At 69.4% G+C, this 18,513-nt stretch carries 17 protein-coding genes and 1 pseudogene; 9 read left to right on the top strand and 9 right to left on the bottom strand.

Annotated features, from left to right (window positions below):
- Positions 1–69: 69 nt before the first annotated feature.
- The 3 genes from GA0115234_RS24390 to GA0115234_RS42430 all read left to right on the top strand — a co-directional run bounded on the left by GA0115234_RS24390 (position 70) and on the right by GA0115234_RS42430 (position 2,714).
- Entirely contained in the window at positions 70–1,506 is a 1,437-nt protein-coding gene (locus tag GA0115234_RS24390; RefSeq protein WP_093545460.1) for a DHA2 family efflux MFS transporter permease subunit, read from the top strand.
- Positions 1,503–2,294 carry an SDR family NAD(P)-dependent oxidoreductase gene (locus GA0115234_RS24385; RefSeq protein WP_093545457.1) on the top strand — a complete coding sequence of 264 codons (792 nt, stop codon included), beginning with the start codon at positions 1,503–1,505 and terminating at the stop codon, positions 2,292–2,294. Before GA0115234_RS24390 ends, GA0115234_RS24385 begins: the two co-directional genes overlap by 4 nt.
- Positions 2,295–2,567: 273 nt before the next feature.
- Positions 2,568–2,714 (top strand): hypothetical protein, encoded by a 147-nt coding sequence (locus tag GA0115234_RS42430; RefSeq protein ID WP_161275651.1) that lies wholly within the window; start codon positions 2,568–2,570, stop codon positions 2,712–2,714.
- Here the strand turns inward: GA0115234_RS42430 and GA0115234_RS24375 are convergent.
- Entirely contained in the window at positions 2,696–3,355 is a 660-nt protein-coding gene (locus GA0115234_RS24375; protein ID WP_093545451.1) for an NADPH-dependent FMN reductase, read from the bottom strand. The genes GA0115234_RS42430 and GA0115234_RS24375 overlap by 19 nt on opposite strands.
- 384 nt (positions 3,356–3,739) lie before the next feature.
- Here GA0115234_RS24375 and GA0115234_RS24370 point away from each other — a divergent pair, with 384 nt between their 5' ends.
- Positions 3,740–4,504 carry a CPBP family intramembrane glutamic endopeptidase gene (locus GA0115234_RS24370; protein WP_202554126.1) on the top strand — a complete coding sequence of 255 codons (765 nt, stop codon included), beginning with the start codon at positions 3,740–3,742 and terminating at the stop codon, positions 4,502–4,504.
- A gap of 317 nt (positions 4,505–4,821) precedes the next feature.
- Positions 4,822–5,112 (top strand): transposase, encoded by a 291-nt coding sequence (locus GA0115234_RS43645; RefSeq protein ID WP_237541680.1) that lies wholly within the window; start codon positions 4,822–4,824, stop codon positions 5,110–5,112.
- Positions 5,113–5,457: 345 nt separating this feature from the next.
- Here GA0115234_RS43645 and GA0115234_RS24360 read toward each other — a convergent pair whose 3' ends face one another.
- The 4 genes from GA0115234_RS24360 to GA0115234_RS24345 all read right to left on the bottom strand — a co-directional run bounded on the left by GA0115234_RS24360 (position 5,458) and on the right by GA0115234_RS24345 (position 9,051).
- Positions 5,458–5,787: a hypothetical protein gene (locus tag GA0115234_RS24360; protein ID WP_141718466.1), complete on the bottom strand. Its 330-nt coding sequence runs from the start codon at positions 5,785–5,787 to the stop codon at positions 5,458–5,460.
- A gap of 437 nt (positions 5,788–6,224) precedes the next feature.
- Positions 6,225–6,659 (bottom strand): ester cyclase, encoded by a 435-nt coding sequence (locus GA0115234_RS24355; protein WP_093545442.1) that lies wholly within the window; start codon positions 6,657–6,659, stop codon positions 6,225–6,227.
- 148 nt (positions 6,660–6,807) lie between these two features.
- The gene (locus GA0115234_RS44410; RefSeq protein WP_176729259.1) at positions 6,808–7,317 is read right to left on the bottom strand and encodes a hypothetical protein; all 510 of its coding nucleotides are present in this window, start codon (positions 7,315–7,317) and stop codon (positions 6,808–6,810) included.
- Positions 7,318–7,965: 648 nt separating this feature from the next.
- Positions 7,966–9,051 carry a LacI family DNA-binding transcriptional regulator gene (locus GA0115234_RS24345; RefSeq protein WP_093545439.1) on the bottom strand — a complete coding sequence of 362 codons (1,086 nt, stop codon included), beginning with the start codon at positions 9,049–9,051 and terminating at the stop codon, positions 7,966–7,968.
- Between the two features lie 141 nt (positions 9,052–9,192).
- Between GA0115234_RS24345 and GA0115234_RS24340 the strand changes: the two genes are divergently transcribed.
- From GA0115234_RS24340 to add, 3 genes are read left to right on the top strand one after another with little or no spacing between them, the layout of a single operon-like run.
- Complete coding sequence (locus tag GA0115234_RS24340) at positions 9,193–10,662, top strand: purine-cytosine permease family protein (RefSeq protein ID WP_093545436.1); 1,470 nt, start codon at positions 9,193–9,195, stop codon at positions 10,660–10,662.
- Between the two features lie 47 nt (positions 10,663–10,709).
- Positions 10,710–12,482, top strand: a complete 1,773-nt coding sequence (locus tag GA0115234_RS24335) for an adenine deaminase C-terminal domain-containing protein (RefSeq protein ID WP_093545433.1) — start codon at positions 10,710–10,712, stop codon at positions 12,480–12,482.
- 28 nt (positions 12,483–12,510) lie between these two features.
- Positions 12,511–13,527 (top strand): adenosine deaminase, encoded by a 1,017-nt coding sequence (gene add / locus GA0115234_RS24330; RefSeq protein WP_093545430.1) that lies wholly within the window; start codon positions 12,511–12,513, stop codon positions 13,525–13,527.
- 490 nt (positions 13,528–14,017) lie between these two features.
- Here add and GA0115234_RS24325 read toward each other — a convergent pair.
- The 4 genes and pseudogenes from GA0115234_RS24325 to GA0115234_RS42420 all read right to left on the bottom strand — a co-directional run.
- Positions 14,018–14,376 (bottom strand): annotated as a pseudogene (locus GA0115234_RS24325) (cupin domain-containing protein); the annotation flags it as partial.
- Positions 14,377–14,510: 134 nt separating this feature from the next.
- Positions 14,511–15,715, bottom strand: a protein-coding gene (locus tag GA0115234_RS24320) for an IS3 family transposase (RefSeq protein ID WP_370804560.1) whose coding sequence is annotated in 2 segments (ribosomal slippage) — positions 14,511–15,421 and positions 15,421–15,715 — 1,206 coding nt in all. Because the reading frame shifts where the segments join, the coding sequence is not laid out codon by codon here.
- 30 nt (positions 15,716–15,745) lie between these two features.
- Positions 15,746–16,582, bottom strand: a complete 837-nt coding sequence (locus tag GA0115234_RS24315) for an IS3 family transposase (protein ID WP_093545424.1) — start codon at positions 16,580–16,582, stop codon at positions 15,746–15,748.
- Entirely contained in the window at positions 16,579–16,896 is a 318-nt protein-coding gene (locus GA0115234_RS42420) for a transposase (protein WP_161275650.1), read from the bottom strand. The genes GA0115234_RS24315 and GA0115234_RS42420 overlap by 4 nt, the downstream gene beginning before the upstream one ends.
- A 458-nt stretch (positions 16,897–17,354) precedes the next feature.
- Between GA0115234_RS42420 and GA0115234_RS24305 the strand changes: the two genes are divergently transcribed.
- On the top strand, positions 17,355–18,182 hold the full coding sequence (locus tag GA0115234_RS24305; protein ID WP_093545421.1) for a lipase family protein: 828 nt from the start codon (positions 17,355–17,357) through the stop codon (positions 18,180–18,182).
- Positions 18,183–18,513: the final 331 nt, after the last annotated feature.

The raw sequence follows: 18,513 nt of genomic DNA, 5'->3' as shown, positions 1-18,513 counted from the left end.
GTACTCATAGGTCCAGGTTCCTGAACGCATTGGTTGCATGTGGCCGCATGGGGCCAATAGCTTGTACCCATGAGTTCAATCATCGATGACCGTCTCGACCGCCGGTTATTGGCAACGATCGGCGTGGTGCTGCTCGGCGGGTTGCTGGGCATCCTCAACAGCTCGATGGCCGCGGTCGCCACCGACACACTGGCCGCCGCCTTCCACACCACCCTGAGCACGGCCGGGTGGGCCTCCACCGGGTTCCTCCTCGCCGTCACCGCCACTATCCCGTTCACCACCTGGGCCGTTGACCGGTTCGGCGGCAAACGGCTGTGGCTGATCGGGCTGACGGTGTTCACAGGAGGCGCGCTCGCGGCGGGGGCCGCCTGGAACGTCGGCAGCCTCAGCGCCTTCCGCAGCCTCCAGGGCGTCGGCGCTGGGATCCTCGACCCGCTCGTGCTGATCCTGCTGGCCCGCGCCGCCGGTCCACAACGCGCCGGACGCGTCATGGGCCTGATGGGAGTCGTGCTGTCCCTGGGCCCCGTCCTCGGACCGATCGCCGGCGGCGCTGTTCTGAACGGCCTGTCCTGGCGCTGGATGTTCCTACTCAGCGTGCCGCTGGGTGCCCTCGCCTACCTCCTCGCGATGCGCATGATCCCGGCCGATCCCCCCGCCGATCCGCAGGCGCACCGACAGCGCCTCGACGTCCTCGGCCTGGCCCTGCTCGCTCCGGGTTTCGCCGCGCTGGTCCTGGCTCTGTCACAGACGGCCGAGCACGCCGCGTTCACCGCCTGGCAGGCGCTGACTCCACTGGCTGCGGGCATCGTGCTGCTGATCGCCTACTGGCTCCAGGCCCGACGCGCCCGACGCGTCCCGCCCCTGATCGATTTGAGGTTGTTCACCAGCCGCAGCTTCACCGCCAGCGTCGCCATCATGGGCCTGGGCGGCCTGGCCAACTTCGCTGCCCTGTTCGTGCTCCCGCTGTACTACCAGCAGGCCCGTGGGCACGGTGTGCTGCCCTCCGGGCTCCTGATCGCCCCCGCCGGACTCGGCGGCGCCATCGCCATGCCGCTGGCCGGACGGCTGTCAGACCGGCTCGGCACACGTGGCCTGGCCTGCGGCGGCGCGATATTGGCCCTGCTCAGCGCACTGGCCTTCACCTTCGTCGAAGCCCACACCCCCGAGACGGCGCTGGTCCTCGCGGCCCTGGCTCTCGGCCTGGGCATGGGCTGCTTCAGCGCGCCCACCATGGGCTCGCTGTACCGCACCCTGCCCGCCCCAATGGTCGCGCAGGGCAGCTCGGTGCTCTACGTCCTCAACCAGCTCGGCGCGGCCGTGGGTATCGCCCTGGTCACCCTCATTCTGCAAATCTCCAGTGGCCCGGTCTCCGGCCTCCATGGCGTGTTCTGGCTGGTCGTCGCGATGCTCGCGATCGTGCTGGCCGCCACCCTGCTGCTGCCCGACCACCGCTCAGCCCCCGCTGCCCAGGAAGAACCCGCTCTGCTCGGAAAGGCATCCTCATGACCACGATCGTGATCACCGGTGGCACCGACGGGATGGGCCGAGCCTTGGCCCGCACCTACCTCGACCGCGGCGACACCGTCGTCATCGTCGGCCGCGACCCCGCCAAGGCCGCCACCCTCCCCCAAGCGCACTTCATCGCCGCCGACCTGAGCCTGGTCGCCGAAAACCGGCGCGTCACCGAGGAGATCAACGACCGCTACCCCGCCGTGCACGCGCTGGTGCTGTGCGCTCGGTACTTCCGTTCCACTCGGTTCGTCACAACCGAAGGCCTGGAAGGCACCTTCGCGCTGGAATACCTCAGCCGGTTCCTGCTCAGCCACGGTCTGGACCGGCCGCGCGTCATTGTCAACGTGTCAGGGCCTGTGCCTGGCGTCCCCATCGGCCGTATCCACTGGGACGACCTCATGCTCGAACACGGCTACGACGGCGTCGCAGCTCAGATGCAGGCGGGCCGCGCCAACAACCTGCTCGGCCTCGCGTTCGCCAACCAGCACGCCGACGGCCCCACCCGCTATGTGCTGATCAACCCCGGCCCCGTCTCGACCAGCTTCGCCGGCCAGTACGACCCGGCCACCGCGGCCCACGTCTCGGCTCTTAAGAGGCACGGTGTCCCCGTCGAGGAAGGCATCAATCCGATCATCGCCCGCATCGACACCCCGCTCACCGAACCGCTCAGCGCCTTCCTCCCGGCCGACCGAATCAGCCTGGACAACCCGTCGTTCGCCCCCGGCGACGCCGCCCGCCTCGATGACCTCACCCGCCGTCTGCTGCACTCCCAGGAGCAATGAACCCATATCCAAGGCATGGACCACCGCCTTCCGATCCGCCCCGTCAGCCCATATGAGCCCACGCCGCTTGTCTACCCCTCCTGCGGCTTCGACGACCAGGCCCTCCGCCATGTCGTTCGCGTCCGTGGCGGCGGCGACCGCCTACGGATACGGCTGAGCAATCTGTACGGTAAGGAACCGCTCACCATCGCGCGCACCCGATGCGCGCTCCACACCACCGGATCCACTTGCCCCCGGCACCGACGCCCCAGTCACCTCGGTGGTACCACCGAGGTGAGCGTCAACGCCGGGCACGAGGCCGTCAGCGACCCGGTCGACCTCGCCACGACCACCGGGACCGACCTGGTGATCAGCACCTACCACGCGACGCCGTGCGAACCGGCCACCTGCACCAAACCCGTTCAGTCCTCGGTCCGGTGAGTGACCGGTGCGTCGGTGCGATCGCCGGGGAACTCGTACCAGCGGCGCCGCAGACACACGAACTCCACGTCGGCGCGCACCAGCCGCATGAACCCGCAGATGATCTCGGCGAGCCGCTCCTGGGAGCCGGGGTGGGCGAGTCGGCCGTCCTCGGTGAAGCCCTCGTGCGCGCGGGGCAGGCTGAACATGTCGGGGTAGACCCGTGTCCCCAGGTGCTCCAGCGGGACCCTCAGCGCCCACAGGCCGCGGTTGCCGCCGATCATCGACGGGGAGGACGAGAGCAGCAGCGCGTGCTTGGTCTTGAAAGGCTGCGGCCGTACCCGGGAGACCCAGTCGATGGCGTTCTTCAGCAGTCCTGGGACGGAGGCGTTGTACTCGGGCGACGAGATCACGAACGCATCGCAGCGCTTGATCCTTTCGCACAGGGCCAGGGCACCAGCAGGCAGCCCCTCGGAGTTCTCCACATCCCCGTCGTACAGCGGCATGTCGAAATCCCGCATCCTGGCCAGGTCGACCTCGGCACCGATTTCGGCGATCAGGTTCGACGCCAGCGAGGCGAGCTGCGCGTTGGTGGACCCGGCGCGCAGTGCAGCGCCGAATACCAGGACCCGAACGGGAGCCGGCTGAGCATCGGTGTTCATCGTGTGGTCCCTTTCGCCGGGCGGTCGTCCCCGGCATCCAGTCTCTTTCCCAGCCCGGTCTGCCGCATGAGACGACACACTGCGACTCGTGAGCAGTGCCACAGGGAGCCGAGCAGCACATGCTCTGCTGGCGGCGCGCGACGGTGGTGTCGGTACCGGTGACAGTGGGAGTTCTCGCTTCCGTATCCGGGATGGTTCTCAGTTTGATGGCGGCCTTGGGCACTGTCGGCCGGGCCGATTCGGGTGACATGGTGCCCTTATCCTCTATTGTCAATAATCAGAAGATGACTGATGGGACATGTGATGGCGCAGCGAGTCGGCGAGGGCCCGGTCGCCCGGTGGAGGGGCTTCTTCGAACGGCCGACCGTCGGGAAGGCCGTTGGGGTGACCGTTGCCTATCTGGCCTACTACCTGCTGGTCGGCCGTGTCGTCGCCGCCGTCTTCGGTGACGAAGTGGACAAGGACGACCTGCTGTCGACCGGCGCCAGCATCTTCTTCGGCCTGGTGCTGCCGATCGCGGTCGGCGCCGTGACCCTGGTCGGCTTCACCGCCTCCATCGGCTGGCTGCGCCGCGTCTTCGGCCGGCAGGACGTGGCGGGGCGCCAGCCCTGGATGTGGGTCGGTCCCGCGCTCGTGATCATCGCGATCATCAGTCATGCGGCGGCCACCGACTGGAGCAGCTGGCAGCCGCAGCAGATCGCTCTCATCGCTCTGCTCGGCGTCTGCGTGGGCCTGGCCGAGGAACTCGTGACGCGCGGCCTGGTGGTTCAGATGCTGCGCGGCGCCGGCCGCTCCGAACGGTTCGTGATGGGGGTGTCCTCGCTCCTGTTCGCCCTCATGCACATGACCAACATGCTGTCCGGGATGAAGGCGGGCACGGTACTCGTCACCATCGTCTACACCTTCGGCTTCGGCGTCTGCATGTACCTCACCATGCGGGTCACCGGCACCATCTGGGCGGCGATCGCCCTGCACGCCTTCACCGACCCGACGACGTTCTTGGCCAGCGGCGGGGTGGACGAAGCCGTCACCGGGCAGACCGGCGCATGGTCGCTCCTCGCCTCGATGGCCACGATCCTCATGATCGTCTTCTCGTTCGTCGCCGTCTTCCTGGTCCGCGGCAACCGCCGGTCCCCTGCGGTCGACTGACCGCCAAGGCCCCAGGGCGGCCCCCTCTCACCGTCGTTCATCCGCCCTCGGCAGAGCCGCGCCGGGATCCGCCGAGCTTCGGCCGGACCCGGCGCGACTTCGCCGTCGACGGCCGTGAGTACGCCTCGGCTTGACTCTGGCGGGGATCTTGGAGTTTCCCGGTGCGCTGGCACGATCAGCGGGCGTGCTCGGGGCTGTTCCGAAGGCCGATGCAGCAACCGAGGTGTCCGTTGTCCCTCCACCCCCGTCCCGGTGAGCAAGTCCCTTCTCCGACCACGCAAATCGCACGGGCGAGCAACCCAGGCGGTACGACGCCGATGTGGGAGAGAGACCGGCTGGACGGGCTGTGGTGCGACAAGGACTTCGTGGACTGGTACCCGCGCGACGGACGCCCCGGCGTTTCACCGGCCCAACTGGCCACCGTCTGCGTTCTGCAGTTCCTGCTGGGCATGTCGGACCGGCAGGCGGCGGAGACGGTCCGCCGCCGCATCGATTTCACGTACGCCATGCACGGCCCCGGGGCTCGGACGATGCCCGAACCTGGAACGACGCCGTCGACACGAGCCAACTGCTCGCCTCACCGGCTTCGCCCCCCGCCCGCACCGTGACTTCGACGCCGTCACCGCCGGGCTCACTCTGGAACGGAGCTCCGGCCGCCGAAGGCTCCGTGAACCGCATCAAGAAGATCAAGAGGCAGCTCCACGGGCGAGCCGGATTCGAACTCCTCCGCAAGATGGTCCTGCTTCAGCAGCCCACTACGACGACCGCACCGGAACTGCGCCAGAACCACTACTGCTCGATGAAGCCATGGGTCCTCTCGCGTGTGCCCGTCAGTCCATTCCAGGGGTGCTGGGCGGGTGCCATGGCGCTCTGTGCGCCACGTCGTCGCGGTGAACACCGAGGCAGTGGCGCACGGCGCCGCCTCGGCCGCCGTTACGGATCTGCGTCTGGGATCAGGTCTGCCGGATGTGGTGGAGGGCGGTCCGGAGCCGGTGGCCGTCGGCCGTGTCCGGAATCTTGAGCCCGTCCGGATTCATCGTCGAGAGCTTCGCGACAGGGTCTTCCAGGCCGCGCCCCCGCAGGTGTGCGACGTGCAGGCGGTACAGCGCTCTGTAGCGCGGGGTCGAGATCCCGAAGAACGACGTGATGACGAATGGAGGGAGCGTGGTCGGCAGGTCCGGTACGGGTTCCGCCGCCCGGCCGGCGGCTCGCCGTCCGCACGCCTTCTGCCGACAGGCGGCGGCGTTGTACGCGGAATCGGCACGCCCAGTCGTCACGGGCACGTGAGGTCACCGCGCCCTGACGTTCAGGACATGCGGAGGGCCGGGGCGTACGTGCCGCTCTGGCGCGCGGTGCCCCGGGCGGCGTGGCCATGGACTGCTTCTTCGGCACGGTCGGCCCCGGCCTGGCAAGCTCCCACGCTCCCGCCGGCACGGACAAGGCCGGACGGTCTTCTGCGCTACTGCGCCGTCCCGCAGGGCCTTGGCCGACTGTGCCCCGGGCGGCGTGGGTGTTCGGGGCGGCAGCGAACCGCGGTAGACGTCTGGCCGTGGTGGTGGCGCTGCTGGGGGCCGTGCCGGACAAGTACGCAGTCCTGGCCGCCCATGCCTGGGTGGCCCAGGCTTGAGTTGTCGGCCCGGCAGACCCCCGCAGTGGCCGCCGATGGGCGGCCACTGCGGGGGTCTGCCGGGCCGAATTCGCGTACAGAGAGGTCGAGCACCTATACGGCAGCCGGCAGTGCGCCGAGTTGCTGCATCAGCGAGAACAGGTTCGCGACGCCCCAGTGCTCGGTGATCTTTCCGTCGCGCACCCTCATGGCATCCACGGTTTCGAAGCTGATTTGCTTGCCGGTCGGCGCGATGCCGAAGAACTCGCCCTTGTGGGTGCCGTGATACGTCTTGTACGTGGTGACGAGGTCGCCGTCGGCGGACTGCCAGTGGATGACGGCGTGGAAGTCGCGGAAGGCTTCGCGGAGCACCTGGTACAGCTGGCGTGTGCCCGCCTTGTCGGCCGTACGTCCCGGCTGCGGTGTGTGGTCGAGGAAGTCGTCGGCGAACAGTTCATCGAAGAGGGCGAAGTCCCCGCCGCTCTGTACCTCCTCGGTGTTGCGACGGACGACTGCCTTGGCGGCTTCGCTCGGATTGTTCTCGCTCATGGGACTCCTTCGTGGAAGGTGCTGTTGGTTGGTTCGTCTCACACCGGTCTGGAACAGGTGTCAGATCATCGAGATCGGGCCACCGTCGACGACGAGGGCGGTTCCGGTCGCACAGGTCGGCAGATGCGATCCGAGGTAAGTCACGGCGTCACTGCTCTCGGACGGCTGCCCAGGACGCAGTAGCGGCGCGGTTGTCCGGCCGGCGCACGGGTGAGTGCTGAGCTGTCTTCGAGCAGGCGGGCACCGGAATCCAGGTCGCCGACGAAGGCGGGGTCGTAGCCGGCGTCCCGGAGTACTCCGGGAACCACGTGCCGCTGACGGCCCGGCACTGGCCGTCCTGGTCCACGCCCTGGACCACGGCCTCACGGGTGTCGCAGGTGCTGTACTGGGTGATCCAGTGCGGGAACTTCGCCCTGCTGTAGCCAGGGACGTCGTCCTCGTCGGCCACGACCAGGTCCCCGAGCAGCTCACGCGCCTTGACCGCATCCGGCGGTTCGGAAAGCTCGCGCAGGGACGGGACCTGACCCACGGATGCCTGACGGGCGGGGGCGTGAGAAGAGGCCCAGGTAGCGGTGGCAGGTGCGGCAGTCGGCGCGATCCCGGCAACAGCCGAAACAGCCGTGAAGAGCGCGGGACGGCGCAGATGATGACGAGTCATGCCGCTCATGCTCCGGGCCCGGCCGGCGAAGAACCATTGCTGCCTGGCAAGAGTCACCCTGGTGGGTGGGAAGTCGTACCGGGTGCCGCAGCAAGGCGTCGTGACAGTGGCGTCGGGGCCCGTCCCCGCGCGCCTTCGCGTAGCCGGTTCCGGACCCGGATCGTCGTACGTGGGTGGCGCACGGGCTCCGGGGCGCCTCGGCGTGGTGGGCCGGGCGCGCGGCCACGACGGGTGGAGGTGAGCCGCGCGATGGTGCACGGCGGGCCCTTCCACGTCCGACGGGCGCACCACCTCGGTGGGGGACGCTGGCGATGCGCAGGTTCCTGCGCCCCGTCTGCTACCAGAACCTGCCCGCTGGGGCTCCTCCCGCCGGAGCTCTCCGACGACAATCCCTACGGCCTGTCCCGGAGGACGGATGGCATCAGGGGGACCATGCCACCTGAACGGTGCCGGGTGTCGGACCGATACGGCGGCACTCGCCGGGACAGGGCCCGCTGCGGCCCATGCCGGGTGGCGGGCGGTGACGACTGTGGGGTCGGGAGGCAAACCTGGTCCGGTGACGCGCGTGCCACAACGCGCCGATCCACGCGACCTGCTCGGCCGCGCGCCACGCACTCCGTGATGGCCGGCGAACTCTCACCGCCGAGACTACGACCGCTCGGCTCCCGCTCGCCGCCGCGTCGACTCCCGCTCCAGCAACTTCGCTGGGACCAGGCGGTGTTCGGGGGTCGCGCCGGGCTCCGGGAGGTTGCCGATGACGTTCATGAGGAGTTCGGCGGCCTGGCGGCCGATGGATTCCGGGGCGAGGTCCAGGGCGGTCAGCGCGGGGCGGGAGCCGCGGGCGAACTCGCCGTCGGCGCCGACCACGATCTGGACGTCCTCCGGGACGGACAGGCCCAATTCGCGGCAGACGGCAAGCGTCGCGAAGCCGAACTTCTCCATCACGACGTAGAGCGCGTCGGGCCGGCCGGGGCGGGTGAGCAGGCGACGGGCGGCGGCCGTCGAGTCAGTGCCCGGCTCGGCGCGGTCGAGCAGCACCGGACGGCCGGTGCGCGCGCACCAGTCGCGGTAGGCGCGGGCCGCATCCTCGTCGTAGGACTGGCCGGTGGAGCCCGTGAGGAGGCCGACGCGCTGCGCGCCGGTCGCCGCCAGGTGGTCCAGGGCGGCCTGGGCACAGGTGGAGAGTTCGTTGTCCACCCAGGGGAAGGCGTCCTTGCGGGACAGGTCGCGGCCGGTGGTGACGACGGGGACACCCATCGCGGACAGGCGCGTGAGCAGCGGGTCGTCGGTGAGCGGGTCGATGACGATCGTGCCGTCGAGCGGGAGTGACTCGAAGGGGCGGCCGTCGAGCGAAGGCGGGACGAGGACGAGGGAGTAGTCGCGGTCCAGCGCGGTCCAGGTCGCCGCGTTGACGATCTTGACGAAGTACTCGATGTCGGTGATGCCGCCCTCGACGGAGGTGCGGTGCGTGATGCCGAGGAGTCCGGTGCGGGCGCCGCGCAGGCCGCGGGCGTTGGGGTTGGCGCGGTAGCCGAGGTCGCGGGCGACGGCGAGGACGCGTTCGCGGGTGTCGGCGCCGACCCGGCCGACGCCGTTGAGCGCGTGCGAGGCGGTGGTGACGGAGACACCGGCCCGGCGGGCGACCTCGCGCAGGCCACCACCGCCGCCCGCACCCCGTCGGCCTGGCTTCCGGTCGACCCCGTGCGGTCCGTGCGGCTCTGTGACGTCTGACATGACTGTGAGCTTACAGATTGACTGCCAAAACGTTTAGGCAGTACCTTCCGGACCATCGCCAAAACGTTTGGGCAATGACGCCCGGCCCGATGCCAAAACGTTTAGGCACCCCGCTCACCCCGCAAAGGACGCCTGCCGACCATGGCCGAGGCCACCCGCTCCGCCCCACCCGCATCCCCCGAGCCCGCCGACCCCCCGAAGACCCCGGAGGGCTCCGCCTCCGTCTTCACGGTCGAGCGTCGAGGCATCGACGCCGTCCCCGACGCCGAACGGCAGGGCGGCCCGAGCCGCCTGTTCGGACTGTGGGCCGGCACCAACACCACCGTGTTCACCGTGGTCTACGGAGCGCTCGTCGTCTCCTTCGGCCTGTCGTTCTGGTACGCGGTCGCGCTCATCGTCGTCGGCAACATCCTGGGCTTCGCCGTCACCGGCCTCACCAGCCTGCAGGGCCCGCGCACAGGCACGTCCACCCACTCCGTCTCGCGCGCCGCGTTCGGCCCGCGCGGCGGCAAGCTGCCCGCGCTGCTCAGCTGGGTCATGCTCGTCGGCTTCGAGGCCGGCGGCATGGTGCTGATCGTGCTCGCCGGGCTCGCCCTGCTCGACCAGGCCGGCATCACCACCGGCACACCGGTGAAACTGCTGGTCATCGCGGTCGCCGCCGGGCTGCAGATGCTGCTGCCGCTGTCCGGCTACCACCTGATCATGAAGGTCCAGAAGTACTTCGCCTGGATCTTCGCCGCGATGTTCGCCATCATGGCATTCCTCGTCGTCCCCAAGGCCGACTTCGGTACCCACGGCGACGCGCCGTCCCTCGTGACGGTCTCCCTCGTGCTCGCCATGGTCACCGCGTCCGGCGGCCTGTCCTGGGCCGACATGGGCAGCGACTACTCGCGCTACCTGCCCGCCGACTCCGCGCCCCGCAAGGTCTTCGCCTGCGCCGCGCTCGGCGGCATGGTGCCCAACATCCTGCTCCAGGTCCTCGGCGCCGCCGTCGCCACAGCGACCACCAACGCCGCCGACCCCGTCTCCGGGCTCCCGGATATCCTGCCCGGCTGGTTCACCACCCCGTACCTGCTGCTCGCGATCGTCTCGCTGCTCGCCGTGAACACCACGGACATGTACTCCTCAGGCCTGAACCTGCTCGCCGTCGGCATCCCGATCAAGCGCTGGATGGTCGTCTTCGTCGACCTCACGCTGTGCACGGCCATCACCCTGTGGGCCGTCTTCTCCGCCGACTTCTACACGCTGCTCTCGAACTTCCTCAGCCTCATCGTGCTGTGGCTCGGCCCTTGGGCCGCCGTCTACCTGACCGACTGGGCGCTGCGCCGCGGCCGCTACCACGTGCCGTCCCTCTTCCCGAAGGAGAGCGGCAGCGAAGGCATCTACTGGCACAAGGGCGGCATCCGCCCCGCCGGTCTGATCGCCGTCCTGCTCGGCTTCGCGGCCGCCGTGCTCTGGGTCGACTCGACCGTCTTCACCGGACCGCTGTCCGACGCCGCAGGCGGCCTGGACCTGTCCGTCTTCGCGGGCGCGCTCGTCGCCGGCGTCACCTATTGGCTGCTGGCACGGCGCACCGTGCGCGCCGAGGCCGAGCTGACCGCCACACTCTGACCTCCCCGACTTCCTCACCCACGTACGCCCACTGGAGCCGAAACACCATGAACCAGCCCAGCCTCCGCCAGCTCATCGATGCCGGTGAGGGAGTCGTCAAGGCCGACCGGATCATCCGCGGCGGGCAACTCGTCAACGTCTGCACCGGCGAGATCTACCCGGCCGACGTAGCCATCACCGGCGACCGCATCGCTGCCACCGGCGATGTCGCCGCGTACGAGGGCCCGGACACGGAGATCGTCGACGCGACCGGCAAGTACCTCACCCCCGGTCTCATCGACGGCCATCTTCACCTGGAGTGCTCCAAGCTGTCGGTGACGATGTTCGCCGACGCCGTCGTCCGCTACGGCACCACCTCGGTGATCTCCGGACTTGACCAGTTCCTTGTCGTCGCCGGGCTCGACGGGGTGCGTGAGGCGCTGCGCGAGGCCGACGCGTCGCCGATGAAGATCTTCTGGGGCGCGCCGTTCAAGACCCCGTACACGCTGCCCGAGACGACGGTCGGTTTCTCCTTCGGGCCCGACGAGCACGCCGAGACCCAGGAGTGGGCGGAGTGCTTCGGCGTGTGGGAGACCGTCGCCGAGTTCGTCCTCAACCGCGACGAGAAGGTGCTGCGCGCCCTCGAACTCGCCCACCGGAACCGCCTGCCGATCTTCGGCTGCGCCCCGATGGCCGCCCCCACCACCATCAACGCCCTGGCCGCCGCCGGTGTCCGTCTCGATCACGAGAGCTACACCGCCGAGGAGGCCCTGATGAAGCTGCGGGCCGGCATGTCGCTGCTGATCCGCGAGTCCTCCGTCGCGCACTTCATGAACGAGAACGTGCGTACTGTCACCGAGTTCGGCGCCCAGTCCCGCCGCGTCGGCTTCTGCACCGACGACATGCACGTCGCCGACATCCTGCGCGAGGGCCACCTCGACAAGCTGGTCCGCATGGCGATCAAGGCGGGTGTACGACCCGTCGAGGCGATCCAGATGGCCACCCTCAACTGCGCCGAGATGTACCGCATCGACCACCTCGTCGGTTCCCTCACGCCCGGCCGCTACGCCGACGTGCTGATCGTCGACTCCCCCGAGTCCTTCCAGGTCGAGCGGGTCTTCGCGCGCGGCGAGCTCGTTGCCGAGGGCGGCCGCACGCTGAACGCCCCGCAGGCCCCCGAGCGCTCCGCCGCCCTCTCCCCGGCCTTCCAGGTCGCCCCGGTCACCGCGGACGGCATCGGCGTGCGCGCCGAGGGCGACAGCGCGGACGTGCTGGTGGTCGAGATGGACCGCACCGTTCCGTTCGTCCGCAAGGGCGTGCCGATGACGCTGCCCGTCGTCGACTGCACGGTCCGCGCCGACACCGACCACGACGCCCTCTATGTCACGGTCTCCGAGCGCTACGGCAAGAAGGACGGCGCCACCGTCACCGCGATGATCAACGGCTTCGGGCTGCGCTCCGGCGCCATCGCCTCCTCCGCCGCGCCCGACGACAACAACATCATCTGCGTCGGCGCCGACCGCACCGACATCGCGCTCGCCGTCAACCATCTCTCCCAGCACGGCGGCGGCCAGGTCGTCGTCGAGAACGGAGAGATCAAGGAGTTCCTGCCGCTGCCCGTGGCCGGCATCGTCTCGGACCTCGCGCCCGAGGAGATGGCCGCGGCCGAGGACCGCCTGGAGGCCGCCGCCCGCGCGCTCGGCTGCGAACTCCCCTCCGCCTTCGGCTTCCTGATCTTCCTGGAGATCACCGCGATCCCCGAGTACGCGGTCACCGACCTCGGCGTCGTCAACTACCACACGCAGGACGTCGTCGACATCCTCGCCCCGGCCGCCGGCTGACCTAGAGAACCCAGGAGTTGAGGACCTCATGACCACGACCATCGACGCGTTCATCGCCGGGCTGCCCAAGTGCGAGCTGCACCTGCACATCGAGGGCACCCTGGAGCCCGGTCTCAAGTTCGCGCTCGCCGAGCGCAACGGCATCGAGCTGCCGTACACCGACGAGGCCGCGCTGCAGGCCGCGTACGACTTCGACGACCTGCCCGGCTTCCTCGCCGTCTACTACGAGGGCATGTCCGTGCTCCGTACCGAGCAGGACTTCTACGACCTGGCGGCGGCCTACGCGGCCAAGGCCCACTCCCAGAACGTGCGCTACGCGGAGATCTTCTTCGACCCGCAGGCGCACACCGCGCGCGGCGTCTCCTTCGACACCGTGATCCGCGGCCTGACGCGCGCCCTGGACGACGCCGGGCGCGCGACCGGCTTCACCGGCCGGCTCGTGATGTGCTTCCTGCGGGACTTCCAGGCCGAGTTCGCGATGGCGACCCTGGTGCAGTCCCTGCCGTACAAGGACTGGATCGTTGGCGTCGGCCTCGACTCGGACGAGGCGGGCAACCCGCCGGTCAAGTTCCGCGAGGTGTTCGCGCGGGCCCGCGCCGAGGGCTACCGCATGACGATGCACTGCGACGTGGACCAGAAGAACTCCACCGAACACATTCGCCAGGTGATCGAGGAGATCGGCGTCGACCGCATCGACCACGGCGTCAACGCCCTGGAGGACCCGGCGCTGATCGCCGCCATCCGCGAGAAGGGCCTCGGCCTCACGGTCTGCCCGATATCCAACTCGCATGTCACGGACGGTCCGAAGGCCGCCGAGATCCGGGCCTTGCTCGACCAGGGCGTCAAGGTCACGGTCAACTCCGACGACCCGGCCTACTTCCCCGGCTACGTCGCCGAGAACCTGGCCGTCCTGCGCCCGGCCCCGGCCTCCCTCACGGACGCCGACCTGGTCCGCCTCCAGCGCAACGCGATCGACATCTCCTGGGCGGCCCCGGCGATCCGCGACCGCTTCCTGGCGGAGCTCGACGCTTACGCGAACCGCTAGGACCGGCTCCCCCTGGAGCCGGTTCACCCCCAGACCCCGGCAAGGGCCTTCCTTGCCGGGGTCTTCGCGTCGCCGGAACCTTCGCACAGCCCGAGCGGACCATGCCCGGCGCACGGTAGGCACAGAAGCCGCCTCATGGTGGGCGACGCTGCCTCCGACGATCACCAAGCGGGTTCTCCGCCAAGGCGGATGCGCATCATCAGGAGCGTGGTGAGCAGGATGGCGCGGACGCGCTGCTTCATCGGGTCGGTCTTCCTGTCGGCTGGGCGGGGGCGGTGGGGCGTGGGGCAGTGCGTGAGCCGGCCGCAGTCGCGGCCCGGCACGGTCGAGGAGAGAGGGACCAGCCGCCCGCCGGGTGCTCCTGATGGTGCCGCGCATCGTCGTGCCGACGGTCTCCGGGGCCGAGGCGGCGCATCGGCAGCGAGTCATGTCGAACCTTGAAAGGCCGGGACCGTTCACGTTACATACCGACCGCCCCACGCCGCATAGGTCAGGCCATGGAGGCGGGGCCGGGCGGCAGGTGGACGGTCATGATCAGGTGGCAGGTTTCGGTGCCGACGCCGCGGTAGGCGCGGGGGGAGTCGCCGTCGAAGGCAGCGGTCTGCCCGGCTTCGACGGAGTGCTCGGCGCCGTCGACCACCAGGGTCATCCCGCCGGAGTGACACTGACGGTCTCGACGGCCCCGGCCTGGTGGGGATGGCTGGGATATTCCTCGCCCGGCCGAAGCTGCCGCCACCACACCTCGACCGGGGCCGCGCCGGATGTCGTCAGCATCAGCCGGGCTTCGCCGCCTTGCTCGCCGGTCCACAACGGCATCACGGTGTGGGCGGAGACGACGCGGACGCTGTCCGCGGCCGGCTGGTCGGGCTCGGCACCGTTGCCGTTGCCGTTGCCGTTGCCGTCAGCCTCCTCGCCCTGCCCTGCCACAGCCCACCCTCATCGATCGCGCAAGGGGGGCCTGACCCCGGACGTTGGACACGGGGTTATGCGGTTTCGGGAAGTGTAGTTGGGGGTGCGAAGAGCGCGTTCTCGTAGGCGATCGGGGAGCGTTGTCCGAGGCGGGAGTGCCGGCGTCGGGTGTTGTAGCGGCTGGCCCAGTGGAACGCCGCGAGCCGCGCGTGGCGAGCGGTGGGCCATGCCTTCGCGCCCTTGAGCGTCTCCCTCTTCATGGACGCGTTCCAGCTCTCCGCGGCGGCGTTGTCCGCGCTGCTACCGACCGCGCTCATACTCCTTCTCACGCCGGCTCGTTCGCAGGCGTCAGCGAACACGGCACTCGTATATTGCGAACCGTGGTCGCAGTGAAAGATCGCGCCGTCGAGACTGCCGCGGGTCCACGCGGCTGCGGCCAGGGCGTCGACGACGAGTTCGGCCCGCATATGGTCGGCGATCGCCCATCCCGCCAGGCGGCGTGAGCACAGATCGATAACCGTCGCCAGGTAGAGCGGCTTCGCGCCGCTCACTGGCAAGTACGTGATGTCACCGACGTACTTGGTGTTCGGATGCTCGGCGGTGGAGTCCCGTCCGATCAGGTCCGCGGCCTTCACGGCAGCCGGGATCGTGGTGCGGTGCTTCTTGCGCAGGCGCAGGCCGGCGAGCCCGATGGTCCGCATGACGCGGGCGACACTCTTGTGGTTCACGCGTTCGCCGTCCTCGCGGAGTTCGGCGGTGACACGCGGGACCCCGTAGGTGCCGTCCGACTCGGTGTGCACGGCCCGTATCCGCCGCGCGAGCTGGTGGTCGGCGGCCTGCCGGGCGGCCCGCGCGGGCGCGGTCCTGCGCCAGTAGTAGAAGCTGGACCGGGCGATCCCGATGATGGTGCACAGCCGCTTGACGCCGTAACGGCGCTGGTGGTCGGCGACGAACTGGCAGCGGGTCACCAGCGCGTCTCCCCGGCGAAATACCGGGCAGCCTTGCGGAGAATATCGCGTTCCTCCTCCAGCACGCGGATCCTCTTGCGGGCGGCGGCGAGCTCTGCTTCCACCGGGCCCGGGACCTGGGTCGGAGCCTGGGCACGCGGCGCAGAGTGCGCTCCGGGGCGCCGTCCCTCAGCGGCCCGGATCCAGTTGCGCAGTGTCTCGGTGTTCACGCCGAGATCGGTGGCGACCGACTTGATCGTCGCTCCCGGCCTCGAGCGGTACAACGTGACCGCGTCCGCCTTGAACCCGGCGGGGTAGTGCTTCATAGCCATCTGTGCGGGACTCCATATCCACCCGGACCATCAAGATCCAAGTGTCTCTGGTGTCCAAAACCCGGGGTCAGGGCCCAAGGTCTCGACGAAGTCGAAGATGTCGGTGCGGACGGTGGCCCGGTCGGGCCAGAAGCGGGTGCCGATCTCCTCTTTGAGCACGGCCCAGAAACTCTCCGCGGCGGCGGCGTCGTCGAAGCAGCTGCCGGTCCGCCCCATGCTTCTCCGACACTCCAACTCGCCGATTGTCATGCGGAGTTGGACGGAGGTGTGTTCCGATCCGCGGTCGCTGTGGATCACGCAGCCGGGCTCCAGGCGGCCCAGCGCGGCAGCCATGTCCAGGGCATCGACAACGAGTTCGGCACGATGGTGGTCGGCCATCGAGTAGCCGATCACCTCCCGGGTCGCCAGGTCCAGCCACGCGGCGAGGCAGAGCCAGCCCTCGGCGGTGGGGATGTAGGTGATGCCCCCGACGATCTCCGTACCGGGGCGGGTCGCGGTGAAGTCCCGGCCGATCAGATCCGGCGACGGGGCGGCCCTGGTGTCGGCCTTGGTCAGGCCGCGGCGTCCGGTGCGCCGGCTGTGCCCGGCGATGCCGTGCTCCCACATGACCCGCTCCACCCGCTTGCGGTTGATCAGTCGGCCCTGTCGGCGCAGTTCGGCGGTGACGCCGTAGTTCCGCCGGGAAGCCAGTTGGATCACCGTGATCTCGTGGGCCAGGGCCTCATCCGCCCGCCGCCGCGCTTCGCGGACCTGCCGCCCGGCCACCCACGCGTAGTACGTGGAGCGGGCGGTCCTCATCACCTTGCACAGCAGCGTGACCGCATAGTTCGCCTTCTCCGCGTGGATGAACCGGCATATCTTGCTCACCGGTCGCTCTCCTTCACGAAGAAGGCAGTCGCCTTTTTCAGGATCTCGATCGTCTTCGCCTGCTCGGCGGTCAGCTTCCGCAGCCGCTTCAGCTCCTCGTCCCGATCGTCGGCGGCCCGCCCCGCTCGCACGGAACCAGGTCCCGATCCGGTGTCCTGGGCAGCGCGGTCCTTCTTCACCCAGCCCCGCAGTGACTCCGAACTGACCCCGAGCTCCCGGGCGACCTCGGTCACCGTCCGTCCCAACGACCGCACGCGTTCGATCGCGTCCCGCTTGTACTCCTCTGAGTACCGCTTCGTGTACTTGCTTCCCACCTGGCACTGCTTCCTCTGGGCTCTCACGTCCCAGGCTCCAGGTGTCCACGATCAAGGGGAGGGTTCAGCCTCACCCTGCCCCACCACAACGGCCGGACAGAAGGCGTCAATACCCGAACCAAGAAGATCATGCGGCAGATGCACGGCCGAGCAGGATTCGACCTCCTCCGTCACCGCATCCTCCTGCAATAAGGAGAACGCACCGTCACCACCGACTACTGAACAGAGCCGAACGATTTACAGTCCCGGCCGGCCCAGGGGGGCGTCGGACGCCGGGCGGTCCGGATCGTGCACTGATGCCCACTCCCGGCCGGTACTCAGCCGGGGTCCTCAGGCCCTCGTGCCGCGGCGCCGGTGGGGTTGCGCCCGTCCGGGTGGTCACGGGCGCGTCCGGTTCCGCTGTGCTCATCGCGTGGCTACGTTGCTGGCAGGGGGCCCGGCTTTCGTGAAGGACACTGATGACCATTCCCGCCCTGGACCATGCGACGACCCGTTACTCCCTGCCGCACGCCTACTGGATGGGCCGTGCGGCCGGGCTGGCCTCGCTGGACCGGGACGGCATCGAGGCCCAGGCAAACGCTTGGGGTTTCGACCGGGTCCGGTACTTCGAGTCGACGCACAAGATGCCGTTCCCGATCGAGGACACCCAGGCATACGTCATGGCCAGCGACCGGATGATCGTCACGGGCTTCCGCGGTACCGAGGTGGCCAAGATCCGCGACTGGCTCACCGACGTCGACACCCCGCCCGTCCCCGGACCAGGCAACAAGGGCTTCGTCCACTACGGATTCCACCAGGCCCTGCAGTCCGTCTACCCCCAGATCCTCGACACCATCGCGGAGTTCCGCGACCAGGGGCAGAGCATTTGGTTCACCGGCCACAGCCTCGGCGCGGCACTGGCGATGCTGGCCGGGACCCGCCTGTACTTCGAGCAGCCGCGGCTGCTCGCCGACGGGGTCTACACCTTCGGCCAGCCCCGCACCTGCGAACGGCTCCTGGCCGCCGCACACAACAAGGCGTTCGCCGACCGCTGCTACCGCTTCGTCAACAACAACGACATCGTCCCGCACCTGCCGCCCGAGCCCGCCTACACGCACGTCGACGCGCTACGCTACTTCGACGCGGCCGGCCGGCTCCACCAGACCATGCCGCTGATCGCAGCACTGAAGGACCGGGCCAAGGGCGTCGGGGCCGACCTATTCGCCCCCGAGACCGACGCCATCAGAGACCACCACCTGTCCAACTACATCGCCGCGTTCGAGAAAAACCTCATTACCACCAGCTGAGCACCCCGGCTGGGAGGAGCGTGGTCGGGGTGCTGACATCCCCTCTGCGCACCCCCTGCCGCCTACCGAACGAGAAAAGGTGAGGGAGGACGGGCGGGCGGGAGCGCCTCGGAAATCGGTGGCCGGCCAGTCCCCTCTCGCGCGTCGGCGGGGCCGCGGGCGCCGGTGCCTTGGACGGCAACGCGACGCGGGTGCTTTCCGCTGTCACCTATGCAGCCGCCACCACCGACCCCAATCCGAGAGGCCGTACTCAGGGGGTGCCGGTCGCCCATACGAGGAATGCCCCCCCGCCGGGACGGCGGGGGGGGTGAGGTGGCTTGTGGCTTCTGCG

The sequence above is a fragment of the Streptomyces sp. DvalAA-43 genome (genome assembly GCF_900091725.1).
Taxonomy (GTDB): Bacteria; Actinomycetota; Actinomycetes; order Streptomycetales; family Streptomycetaceae; genus Streptomyces; species Streptomyces pulveraceus.
The sequence above is the reverse complement of the archived record's forward strand: the minus strand, read 5'-3'. Positions and strand labels throughout refer to the sequence as shown.